We start from the raw sequence: 12321 nt of genomic DNA on the forward strand, positions 1-12321 counted from the left end.
ACCTTTACCAATACTGAGTTAATGTGTCAATGAGCCAATAAATCAATGAGTCAATGGGAAATTAAGTGGTATAAAACTATATAATTCCACTATCGTCACTTCGAGTATTTTTTATAAAATTGCCTTAGCTATTTTGTGAAAATTGTATCGAGAACTATTGAAAATAAAACGTTGCTAGAGTTCTCGATACAATTTTATAGTTCAAAAATTAGCATTTTTTCTTTATAAAATCACTCGAATTGACGATAGGGTTGTACAAAGTAAAAAGTACAAAGTAAAAATCCACCACCGTCACTTCGAGTGTTTTTTTATAAAATTGCCTTAGCTATTTTGTGAAAAATGTATCGAGAACTATTGAAAATAAAACGTTGCTAGAGTTCTCGATACATTTTTATATTTCAAAAACTTTACATCGAAAAGAATGACAAAAAAAATCCGCACAAGGCGGATACATTTTATCATGTGAATTAAAAGTTTAATGAAATTTAATGGATTTAGCCGGAATACCGACAGCGGTACAATGATTTGGGATATCTTGTGTAACTACCGCACCCGCTCCTATTGTTGACCACAAACCAATACAAACAGACTGTATAATAGTAGCATTAATACCTACATGAGTGCCTTCTTTAATTTCAACGCCTCCTGCTAGAGAAGCTTTTGGTGAAATATGCACATAATCATGTACTACACAATCGTGTTCTACAACAGCAGCTGTATTTATGATGCAGTTTTTACCAATACTGACCGCTGCGTTTACAACTGCATTCGGCATAATAACTGTTCCATTACCTATGGATGCACTTGGAGAAATTATAGCACTAGGATGCACTAAGGGAGGCGCTAAATTCAATTTAAACTTGTCATGAATCGCTTTCCTTACTTTATTGTCGCCTATGCTTATGATGATGGGATTAGCATTTAAAAGTTCAAGATTGTAAACCGAATGGACTTTTCTACCCATAAAATTTTCCACTTTGGTATTATCATCAAATATATACCCCACCTCAAAACCATTGCACTCAATGATATCGATGATGACTTTAGCGTGTCCGCTTGCACCAAAAAGATTAATCTTTCTCATTTAATTTCCTTCAAATTTTGTGGTTGTTGCTTGTCCAGTTTGACTGATTCCTTCTGAAACAAACACTTTTTTAATCGTTAAAAATATAATTTTTAAATCCAATAAGAAACTTTGGTTTTCCACATAGTAGACATCTAATGTAAACTTATCTTCCCAAGAAATGGCATTTCTACCATTTATCTGTGCCCAACCTGTTATGCCTGGCTTTACGTGGTGTCTTCTTTTTTGGGTTTCATTGTATAACGATAAATATTCCACTAACAAAGGCCTAGGGCCAATTATACTCATATCCCCTTTCAAAACATTAAACAATTGCGGGATTTCATCTAAAGAAGTTTTACGCACCAATGCCCCTATTTTAGTTAAACGCTCCGCATCCGACAATAAATTACCAGCGGTATCTTTTTTATCGTTCATGGTTTTGAACTTTATGATAGTGAAGATGGTACCGTTTTTACCTGGTCTTGGTTGCAAAAAGAAAGGCTTTCCTTGATTGGCAAAAAATAAACCTACAATAACTAGAATAAATAACGGACTTAGCAGCATCAAACCTACTAATGCTACTATAAAATCGAAGAGGCGTTTAAGATAATTTTTGTACATCGTATTTTTAACCTTTTGTTTTTTTATTTTGTGTTATCAAAGAATTGTATTCTGCTAACAATGCCTGCCACACAACAGACTGCTCATAACGAGATTGAATCATAGATCTAGCATTTTGTTTTAGTTGCTTATAAAAGTCATGGTCAGTATACATTTTTTTCATAGCCTCAACAATTGCCTCAACATTTTTCACAGGGATAATGGTGCCGTTTTCACTTTGTATTATTATCTCATTACACCCATTAATATCTGTAACAATACTAGGCAATTCCATAGCACCAGCTTGTAGTACCACATTTGGAAAACCTTCCCGATAACTTGGAAAAACCAAACAATCACTAATAGCGAAATAAGGGCGAACGTCATTTTGATAACCAACACTTATAATTGATTTATTGTGTTCAATCTCTTCTAACGTTTGAGTTGCTAATGGGTCTAATTCAGTTTCTAAAGGCCCTACAAGTAATAATTTTGTATTAGCAAATAATGCAGTAAATTTTTTAAATGCTGTAATTAATTCATTTATACCTTTGTCTGAAACTAGCCTCCCAACAAAAATAAATACAAAATGCTCTGGAAGAATCTCTAATTTTTCTTTCAATATGGTACGTTCACTTAGCGAATATATTTCGGCACTAAAAAAAGAGGTATCGATACCATTGGTACTTCCATTTCCTAAAACTTTTAGTTTTTCAGTATTGCAAAATTTTTCTCGGATAATAATCTCATTTAAACCAAAAGAATTAGGGTATATCTTAGTAGCACAACTGTAGGTTACTTTTTCTACAAAATTTAATAATCTGCGTTTGTTTCCAGTAGTTTCTAATAGTGGTAATCCTGCAATAGTATGCAATCTATTTGGAACACCTGCTAACTTGGCTGCAATCATACCAACCGTTCCTGCTTTTGGTGTATGAGTGTGTACTATAAAAGGCTTTTGTTTTTTAAAAAAACGATATAATTTTAAAACTGAAATTAAATCTTTAATAGGCGTAATTTGTCTTGTCATTTCAACGTGAAATACTGGAACCTCTTGCAGTTGTCCCACTCGCTCTAAATAGGATTTGTCTGAGGAAATAGCCGTCACTTCATAATGCGATTTCATAAAACGCAATTGGTTTTCCAAAAGTTTTTCCAACGAAATTGGGACGGTGGTGATGCGGATGAGTTTGTTTTGCATTCAGTAAAATTTCAATTTATGAAACAAAGTTTTAATACTTATATAATCATATTGATAAAACAAAAACTAATCTGATTATTTAATAACTTTTTCAAATGAGTATTATGGTGCATAGAATGTATCTGAAAACTTTTAATTGTTTAACTTAATTCAATAATATCATTATAAAATCTGTTTCTAATTAATTCTAAATCAAACATATCTTTACAATGATCAAACATTTTAACTCTATATTCATTAATTATTTCATAATCTGAACTAATTTTTTTTAATTGACCTACTATATCTTCATAACTGTTAGCGACTATTGCCCCTTTTGATATTTTTAGAAAATTTATTGATGCTAGTTCACTTGGACCAACTGCCATAATACAATTACCACTTTGAATACAATCGGTAATTTTTGTTGAAAATGAATACTTTGTCGTTTGAATATTTTTTTTTTCAAATGCTTCGACATGTAGAACAAGATCAGCGGTACCTAAAATATTTTTAACTTCATTGAACGAGACAGCATCAAAAACGACTGAGTTTTTTGTGTTAAGATTACTTCGCATTTTTTTTGAAAGCGGAGTTCCTGTATAGATTTCCAATTCAAACTCATTTTCATTTTTAGAAACTTCACTAATTGCTTTTGAAATTAAAGACAAAGTTTTCCACCTTCCGTAAAGTAAATTTCCTGCATATACTATTTTTATTGGTTTTAAATATTTTTTAGGAGCAGGATTTAAAACAGAAATTCCTTTGTGTAATACTTTGAATTTTTTACCTGAAATTATTGAATAATAATCACTTAATTCTGGAGTAGCAGCATAATTAATACTAGAAATTGAGATTGTTTTTCTAATCCAATATCTTAAAAAAAACTGATATAAAAGACTTAAGGGCCAATAACTTTTATAACTATAGTTCTCATCACCATAGAACACGACGACTTTTGCATTTGTGATCTTATGACAATAATGCAATATTCTGTGCGCATAAAGCAAACTAGAACAATGAACATGAATTAAATCGGGGGCATTTGTTCTTAAAAAATCATTCAATTTTCTTTTTTTTTGGAAGCCTATCTTCCAATATATTTCTCTTAAGAGCAAAATTATTGTTGGTCTAATCCTTATTAGGTGATTCTTTATTTTTGACTTTCTTATTTTTTTTTGAATTGATTGTTCTTTAACTTCTGTTTTTTTTTCAATTTGAACACCCAAATCTTTTTTAAAGAAAAATGATGTCAAAATATCCTTTTCATCTATCTTAAAATAGGTATCACAACAATCGTTATCTATTTTTTCATTTCTTAAATAAAGATTAGACAATTTTGACTTATCCCAACCGCCAAGATGATTAGAAATTGTATTTCCTGATGCTATTTTATCCGACCAAGCATTTACCGTGATCACTAATAATTTGGGTAAATTTTCTGCATTCATTTTCATATATTAGGATTCAAACAAATTATTCATATTTTTTCATAAATTTTTTTATAGCCTTTAATCATATTTAATATTGAATATTTATTATTAACCCGTTGAATTACATCATAACAATCAATATCTTTAGCCAGCCAAGTCCTAACAGATTGTTCCAAAGCATCTATGTTTCCGTTAGTTACAAATTCACTATACGCTGCTATTGCAATTTGCTCTGGAGCACCGGCTTTAAAACCAACTACTGGTGTGCCACAAGAAAGTGATTCTGCACAAACCATTGAAAAAGTTTCTAATTTACTAGTCAATAAAGTAATATTTGCCAAAGAATAAAATTCAGCTAATTCTTCTTGCGAAGTAGTATGACTAATGGGTATAATATTTGAGGGTAATTTTTCTTTAAAACCATCATACCCCACAATAATAATTATTACATTTTCTTTTTGAAATCTTTTGGCAAGTTCAACTACATGTTCTCCACCTTTAACAATGCTTTTAAAAGATGGGGTTACATGTAATATTACTTTTTCATTTTTTAGGCCAAGTCTTTCCTTTAAAGTAGCTGTATTAACGGGTTTATATATGGTCGTATCAACACCATTTCCCACCACATAAAAATCACGATTCTTAAACATTGGAGATTGCTTTGCCCTGTTTTCCAACCAAGCTGAAACACTTACTATTGTTAACGAACTGAATCTTTCAAAAGCTTTTGCTTTTTTTTGCCATTCCATTGCTGTCCTGTCAAAAAATAAAGATTTGTATTTTTTATGGACTTGCGGGCAATTGCCGCAACCTGTTTTCCACCTTTCACAATCGAAAGCATGTTCACAAATACCTGTGTAGGTAATTTCGGCATGAAGTGTAATTACAGTCTTATAATTATTTTCGGCTAAAAACGAAAGTAATCTATAATTATTAATATAGTTTCCATTCATAAGATGTAAATGAACAACTTCAGGAGCTATAGTTTTAATTTTGTTTATTAATTTGTAGGTAGAATAGAATGCTCCTCCATAAAAATCTCCTGTGAGCCTTCCATATAATGCTTGAAGTTTGCCTTCCCAATTTGGAGAAGTTTTATAAACATTAGATTCTGAAGTCGTTTTCCCTCTACCGTAAATTACGAATGATTCTTGTCCTGACTTTAGTAATTGATTATGGATCTCGTTAACAATTTTACCTGTACTACCAACTTTATAAACAACATTGATTTGAAGTATTCTCATTAAATTTATATTAATTAAATATTTTGTACTGTATGATTTAGCAAAACTATAAATCTCTGTAAATACTACTCTCTTCCCAAAAAAACTTATATGAGCTTGGTGTTTTTAAAATAAAAGAAAGTAAAATTACAATACAAATAAAATAGGCAATCCTTTTGAAAAGAATATTCTTACGATATACAACCTCAATTATTTTTGGTGCAAATACAATTAAAAATATTGAATAATATTGAACCACTCTCATGGCATTAGAGTTTACCCATGTTAAAGGCACCAATACCAATGCCATCAAAACACCATTATAATAAAGAATATAATTTGGATAAACCTTAGCCATTTTATCAACCACAAAATAAGAAAGCAAAACTACCAAAAGTAAAAATGAAGTAAAACCCAATGTACCACGACCTACTAAATCTGATAAATAAATTTCATAAACAGTATCAGTAATTAGAAATGTCACGACATATTGTTTAAAAATAAAAATAATCATGAATAATAATAAAGCTATCAGGAAATTCAATTTTATTTTTTTTAACCCTGAAAAGAAGTAAAAAGGCAAGAACACCAATACAGAGAAATGTATAAAAGATGCTAAGATTATAGGAATTACAAAATGCAATAATTTCCTTTCTTTAATATACCTAATGCTAAATAAAGCCACTGATGTTGTAATAGTCTGCTTGATCCCAGTTATTGAAAAAAAATAATAAAACAGGGCACTATAAATTAAAAATGCTAGAATTAATTCGTACAAATTAAAAGTGTTTCTTAATAAAAAATAATACAAAGACGAAAAAAAAACTATGGCGATAAAAAAAAGATAAACTCTAAAATCGTCGGAAAAAAGCTGAAATATCTTCTGAAATAAATCATAACCCTGATTACGATTTTCATAACTATTATCGGTAAAGAATGTAAAATAACGAAAAACTTCAACCCACGAACTATATTTTACCGATTGGAATGAATCAAAATACGTCAATGTATCATCTCCAACGGACATACCTCTCAAAGCTGATTCTAGAATAAGTATAACAGACACAATTAACAAATAGGTCTTCCTTATTTGTAGAGAGTTTTCATTTTTAAGAACTGAAAAAAACAACCCTAATATAATAATTGAAAAAGTAGTGAATACGTGAAAATCCATTTTTTTTAGATTAAAGTGTTTTTATAATGCATCATATATTTGACAATATTGATTAACTACTTTTGCTGGTAAATATTTGACAACATTTTTTTGTGCTTTTTCCAAAATAATTTGTCTTAAAACATCATCAGAAATTAATCTTGTAAATCCATCATTTATTGATTCTAATTTAGATGGATTCACTAAAAAAGCTCCTTCGCCAGCCACATCATCCATTGGAAAAATATTTGATGTCAAAACAACTCTCCCTATCATTTGTCCTTCTATAATAGGTAGCCCAAACCCTTCATAAATTGAAGGAAATGATACAATGTCACAATTTTCATATTCCTTTACTACCTGATTATTTGAAATGAATTCCTCATTAGAATAAATTATATCATTTTTCAACAACAAATTTAATTGTAATTTTGTTAGCTTTCCTATTATTCTTAAATGACACTTAAGCCCTTTCAGTGATTGTATTACAAGATCAAGATTTTTATTACTTCTTGTTCCAATGTGTAAAATAATTGGATTATTTTTATTGAATAATTTAGGGCTATATTTAAATTCTAAACCAATAGGATTTGGAATAATAGTAATTTTCCTCTTAGCCCAAGGAAACAATTTAATTAGTTTTCGTGCTGTAAAAGGAGAGATACATGTTATATTTTTGGCAGATATTAATGGTAAAAAATACCAAAAAAGCCAAATAAATCTTCTTTTTATACCTTTAAGATTTTCAAGTGAAACGGTATCATGAATAGTTAAAACTGTTGTAGAATAGGGTAAAAACATAGCACAATAATGAATATCTCCCGTAATATGATTTATTTCTCCTGCATTCTTTTTGCAAAATTCACGAACTTTAAAAAATGCCTTAATTAGACTGAAAAACCCTTTAACTTCACTTAAGTAGTTTGGTAAAATTACGTATTCGTATGAATATCCCTCAGGCAAATTTGTAGAAACTGTGTTAAAAACTCTTTCAATACTTACATTCTGACTTAGGGGTCGAAAGAAATATGTTATTTTTTTCATTGTCTAAATCTCTTAATCATCCTTAAAAAATCATAAACCTTTGATGTAAAAGTTGGGGATATGAAAATCCCTAAAAGTATAAAAACCCTTTTGGCTCCCAATTTTAGGCATATTTTTGGTTGTAATAAAACCGATGGTGTACAATATTTTGAGAGTTCATCACTCCAATACCCATATAAAATGAAACTGACTTGCTCTTTAGACATAAAATAATCAATTTCGGGCTTTATAGAATTATAAAATCTTTGTTTTACAGCATAATCAACCGTTAGCATACACGCTTTAGCACGTTGAGCTACATTATTTAAGTTAATACTATTAGTTACCGATTCATTACGCTGAACATAATGAAGTACTATTCCATTGTAATAGGCAGCACATTGCATATTCCACGCCATTTGTGTTATTGCAATATTATCTTCTCCAAATGTAATATCATTAGGAATATCTAATTTGCATTTTTGCATAATTTCCTTATTTATTAAACATCCCGTTATATAAAAAAAAGTGTTTTCAAAGCAATATTTTAAAAATGTGATATTATTTATTACTGTAAAACTTGGAAATACCATTTCGTAATTCTGCAAAGAATTTTCATACTCTATGATAAAATTTCCAAATACATAATCTGCTTTGTTTTGTTCAGCTATGCTGAATAATTTTGCTAAAGCATCATCTTCAATATAATCATCTCCATCAAGAAAAAAAACATATTTCCCTTTAGCTATTGCCAACCCAGTATTTCTGGCTGATGTTACACCCCCATTTTCTTTGTGAATAGCAATTATCCTATTATCTTCCAATGCTTTTTTGTTAATAATAGTTTTTGAATTATCGGGAGAACCATCATTGACAACAATAATTTCAATTTCGATCAAAGTTTGGGATTGGCAAGAACTGATTGTGCGATCTATGTATTTCTCAACTTTATATACAGGTATAATAACTGAAACTTTTATCATTATTAATTTGGGGATTTAAATAGATACTAAAAACAGCAAGTATTATTTAAGTTTAAATTATTATCAACATTAATTATGTTTTAATTTGACACTGTGTTTTTAGGATTATTTTTTTTTAATGCAATATTGTAGTTAAGAATAAAGTAATTTCCTTCCTTTAATTTTTAAAATCAAAATAATAAGCTGTATTAAATTTTGAAACATTTTCAGCAAATTATTCTTTAGTAGATGGGAAAAAGCTTGATTTATGGCAGATTGTCTCGCATTAACACACCTTAAGGCATTCATTTTTTCCGCAAATTCAATGTAATACTTTGATATATTGTTTTTTGAAAAAAGTTTGATTTCTTCTTCTCTAATGTTTAAAATGAAATTATTATGTAAATTATCTCTTTCTTCAAAAACAATGTCACTCAGTTTTATGGTATCTTGATTATCATGTATCCGAGAATAAACTAATATACATGGCAAATGAATGAAATGGAATTTTGCAGAAAACCTAAACCAAAGCTCATAATCTTGAGTAGTCCGTAATGAAGTATTGAATACGCCACACTCTTCAAAACAAATCCTAGGAATTAGTAAGGTGCAGCCATGAACTAAACCATTTACTATAAATGCTGGTCTGAATTCTTCAGGAGTATAATGAGGAAATTTATTTACCGAAATAAACTTTGAATCTTTATCTATATATTCAATATCGGAGTATAATAATACATTTTTGGCCTTATTTTTTATTAGAAAATTTATTTGGCTTTCGATTTTTTCGGGAAAATATTTATCATCATGGCTTAACCATGAAAAATAATCACCTTTCATTTCTTGTATACCAAGGTTTAACGCAGTAGACACCCCTCCATTCTCTTTTTCAAAATATCGAATCGTATTTCCATAAGAACATGCTACCTTTTTTGTTTCACCAAAATCATTAGAACCATCATTAACAACTATAATTTCAATATTTGAATAAGTTTGTGCCAAAGCTGAATCAATAGCTTCTGCAAGATAATTAGATCCATTATAAACTGGAATAACAATTGATACCAAAGGAAAATTATTCATATTTTAATAAATTATTTTTTAAAGTTTATATAAATCTAATGAATATTAAAATTTTAATTATATCTATCAGAAAGGAACATTTTTTTTTCTTTTGATTATTTGATTCGCAAATAATAGTATACTTTCTCTTTCGTTTTTGGTTGTTCCAAAAACCCACACAAAAAATATTGTTGATATTATGCCAGACATTATTATAAGAAAAAAACGTACCCAAACTAATTCAATATAAAACATACAAATTACTGGCAAAATTGAAGACATGAAAAATACTTTCAAAATAGGGTTAATAACTTCATTCAAAAATGTTGAAATAGAAAAGGAAACCAAAAATTTAAGAATATACAATCTAGCAACAAGTGCAATAACTGAAATAAGAATTGTAGACCAAAGAACAGCTTGTATGTTTAAACCAAACGATAATATCAAATAAGCTATTGGTAAATCTAACAATAATATACCACTTACTATTATTTGATAATATTTTATTCTACCTGTAGCTTGTGCTAATATCTGAAGAGGTCCTGAAATGGATCCAATCATTATATTTATTAATCCTAAATTTACAAACAAAATTGTATTTTCAGGAACTTTTTTCAACCATAACCCTAATACAATATCAGCATTTAATATTAACGGTAATGAAAAAAGGAAAATCAGAAAAAATGATAGTTTTGAAGAAAAAAAAACAAGCTTATTTTGATTAAACACACCTTCTGAAGCATAGGCTTTGGTAATTTGAGGGTTTATTGCTGTTTGAAAATTAATAACCAAATTTGTTACAGCATTATTTACCTGAGCTCCTATACCACGTGCTGCATTAATAACAGGTCCATAAAAAATATTTAAAATAATGTTAATTCCTTGATCTTGTGCTAAACCAGCAAAAACACCAATTAAATTCCACCCAGCAAAGCTCGCCATTTGTTTAAATAAGTTCTTCTCCCAGTAAAATTTATAATGTGATTCAGGATGATTTTTTCTACAATATACTTGATATATTATTCTTATTACAAGAGATATAATAAAAACTAGTGCACTAAAGAGAATAAGTTTATCAAAATCTGATATAAATAATAGATATACAATCAATAATTTAAGAAAAATTTCTAATATACCTATGTATGCAAATACATTCATTTTTTCCCTTGCAATAATCAAAGCATTATAAGGGACACTCAATATCGTTAAAATTAATGTGAAAACCGAAAACTGAAAAACCCAATTTGCTGCTACAATTCTATCATATGGTATTGTCAATTTATTATTTAAAAACCAAATTCCAATTGTTTCTGCTAGTAAAAGAACAATTAAAGAAATACACAAATGTAGATTAACACTAATACTAAATATATTGTTTAGTCTATTTTTGTCTCCCTTCCCAATTTCAAAAGTCAAAAAACGTTGTGTTGATGCAGCCATTGCACTATTTAAAAAACTAAATAATGCTACTACACCTCCCACGACACTATAAATCCCAAAATCAGTAATTCCAAGTGCACTTAATATCAATCGTGACGTATACAAAGATACTATCATAGAAAAAAACATTCTAAAATATAGTAATAAGGTATTTTTAGCGATTAATTTATTATTTGTCACGAATATTTATTTTAACATATTGATACCGTAATTGTAGTTTATCTTAATGATTTAAAAAAATAAATCACTAAATTATTTGAAGCAAAAAATATTAATCATAGAAATTATTTAACGAATAGAAATCTTAATAATTTTTTATAAATAGTGGGGATAATTACTGGAATGTTTTATGATCCAGTCTTTTTGCATTTCGAGCATATATAGATAATCAGGAACTTGATAATCAAAATCAGTTCTGATGCTCACTAAACTTTTATCAATTTGGTAATCTTCATTAGGTTCAATTGTCATTTTACCATTTTTATAAATAGAATTAAACAAAGAGATTAAGCTGTATTTATCAATTTTAGCAGCGGGTGCAACTTGTATCAAACCACTAATGTTTTGTTCAATAATTTCCAATACAACTTTTGCTAGCTCCAAAGTAGTTAAGCCCGACCAAAAAGCTTTCGTAAAACCTTTTAATCGTGTCTCTTCTGATTGAGACATAAACCAATGAAATAAGCCAATCCCATCTTTATTTAATTCAGGCCCAATGATAGAGGTACGAATAGTTACATCTTTATCATTTATTAATTCTCCTAAAGCTTTAGACTGAGCATAGAAACCTACGCCATTTTTTATATCATTTTCAGTATAGCCGCCTTCTTTGCCCGAGAATACGCAATCAGTGCTGATGTGAACTATTTTTGTCTTTATCTCTTTTGTGATTTCTTCTAAATAATGAGGAAAATAACTATTAAACCAAATCGCTTTGGATGGATGATCTTCTGCATCTTTATTTAAAATTCCGATACAATTGACTACATAATCAAATTGATACTTCACAAAAAGAGAACGCAATTTTGCAGTTTCCGAAACATCAATATTAAATATTTTATGAGTTGACTCAATATTTCTGGCTAAACCATAAACATCATACCCTTTATTTTCATTAAAATAATTGTGAATCATATGGCCCGCCATTCCTTTAATCCCTATTACCAATATTTTTTTCAT

The 12321-nt window shown here is 29.0% G+C and carries 11 protein-coding genes; all 11 read right to left on the bottom strand.

Annotated elements, in window-relative coordinates:
* Positions 1-475: 475 nt before the first annotated feature.
* Positions 476-1084, bottom strand: coding sequence for an acetyltransferase (locus OLM52_RS08580; RefSeq protein ID WP_264548126.1), 609 nt, complete (start codon positions 1082-1084; stop codon positions 476-478).
* Positions 1085-1687 carry a sugar transferase gene (locus OLM52_RS08585; protein WP_264548127.1) on the bottom strand — a complete coding sequence of 201 codons (603 nt, stop codon included), beginning with the start codon at positions 1685-1687 and terminating at the stop codon, positions 1085-1087.
* 7 nt (positions 1688-1694) lie between these two features.
* Complete coding sequence (locus tag OLM52_RS08590) at positions 1695-2867, bottom strand: glycosyltransferase family 4 protein (RefSeq protein ID WP_264548128.1); 1173 nt, start codon at positions 2865-2867, stop codon at positions 1695-1697.
* A gap of 140 nt (positions 2868-3007) precedes the next feature.
* Positions 3008-4303, bottom strand: coding sequence for a hypothetical protein (locus OLM52_RS08595; protein WP_264548129.1), 1296 nt, complete (start codon positions 4301-4303; stop codon positions 3008-3010).
* A 23-nt stretch (positions 4304-4326) separates the two neighbouring features.
* Positions 4327-5523 (bottom strand): glycosyltransferase, encoded by a 1197-nt coding sequence (locus tag OLM52_RS08600; protein ID WP_264548130.1) that lies wholly within the window; start codon positions 5521-5523, stop codon positions 4327-4329.
* Between the two features lie 46 nt (positions 5524-5569).
* Entirely contained in the window at positions 5570-6676 is a 1107-nt protein-coding gene (locus OLM52_RS08605; protein ID WP_264548131.1) for an EpsG family protein, read from the bottom strand.
* Between the two features lie 21 nt (positions 6677-6697).
* On the bottom strand, positions 6698-7699 hold the full coding sequence (locus OLM52_RS08610) for a glycosyltransferase (RefSeq protein ID WP_264548132.1): 1002 nt from the start codon (positions 7697-7699) through the stop codon (positions 6698-6700).
* A complete protein-coding gene (locus OLM52_RS08615) occupies positions 7696-8661 on the bottom strand; it encodes a glycosyltransferase family 2 protein (protein ID WP_264548133.1) in 966 nt (321 codons plus the stop codon). Before OLM52_RS08615 ends, OLM52_RS08610 begins: the two co-directional genes overlap by 4 nt.
* Before the next feature lie 132 nt (positions 8662-8793).
* Complete coding sequence (locus OLM52_RS08620) at positions 8794-9723, bottom strand: glycosyltransferase (protein ID WP_264548134.1); 930 nt, start codon at positions 9721-9723, stop codon at positions 8794-8796.
* Between the two features lie 66 nt (positions 9724-9789).
* Positions 9790-11322: a lipopolysaccharide biosynthesis protein gene (locus tag OLM52_RS08625; RefSeq protein WP_264548135.1), complete on the bottom strand. Its 1533-nt coding sequence runs from the start codon at positions 11320-11322 to the stop codon at positions 9790-9792.
* A 135-nt stretch (positions 11323-11457) separates the two neighbouring features.
* Positions 11458-12321 carry a dTDP-4-dehydrorhamnose reductase family protein gene (locus OLM52_RS08630; RefSeq protein WP_264548136.1) on the bottom strand — a complete coding sequence of 288 codons (864 nt, stop codon included), beginning with the start codon at positions 12319-12321 and terminating at the stop codon, positions 11458-11460.

This window comes from Flavobacterium sp. N2820 (assembly GCF_025947285.1).
Taxonomy (GTDB): domain Bacteria; phylum Bacteroidota; class Bacteroidia; order Flavobacteriales; family Flavobacteriaceae; genus Flavobacterium.

Bases quoted from the DNA above. Each gene is read 5' to 3' on its own strand.
- OLM52_RS08580 (WP_264548126.1), bottom strand. From the start codon at position 1,084: ATGAGAAAGATTAATCTTTTTGGTGCAAGCGGACACGCTAAAGTCATC.
- OLM52_RS08585 (WP_264548127.1), bottom strand. From the start codon at position 1,687: ATGTACAAAAATTATCTTAAACGCCTCTTCGATTTTATAGTAGCATTA.
- OLM52_RS08590 (WP_264548128.1), bottom strand. From the start codon at position 2,867: ATGCAAAACAAACTCATCCGCATCACCACCGTCCCAATTTCGTTGGAA.
- OLM52_RS08595 (WP_264548129.1), bottom strand. From the start codon at position 4,303: ATGAAAATGAATGCAGAAAATTTACCCAAATTATTAGTGATCACGGTA.
- OLM52_RS08600 (WP_264548130.1), bottom strand. From the start codon at position 5,523: ATGAGAATACTTCAAATCAATGTTGTTTATAAAGTTGGTAGTACAGGT.
- OLM52_RS08605 (WP_264548131.1), bottom strand. From the start codon at position 6,676: ATGGATTTTCACGTATTCACTACTTTTTCAATTATTATATTAGGGTTG.
- OLM52_RS08610 (WP_264548132.1), bottom strand. From the start codon at position 7,699: ATGAAAAAAATAACATATTTCTTTCGACCCCTAAGTCAGAATGTAAGT.
- OLM52_RS08615 (WP_264548133.1), bottom strand. From the start codon at position 8,661: ATGATAAAAGTTTCAGTTATTATACCTGTATATAAAGTTGAGAAATAC.
- OLM52_RS08620 (WP_264548134.1), bottom strand. From the start codon at position 9,723: ATGAATAATTTTCCTTTGGTATCAATTGTTATTCCAGTTTATAATGGA.
- OLM52_RS08630 (WP_264548136.1), bottom strand. From the start codon at position 12,321: ATGAAAAAAATATTGGTAATAGGGATTAAAGGAATGGCGGGCCATATG.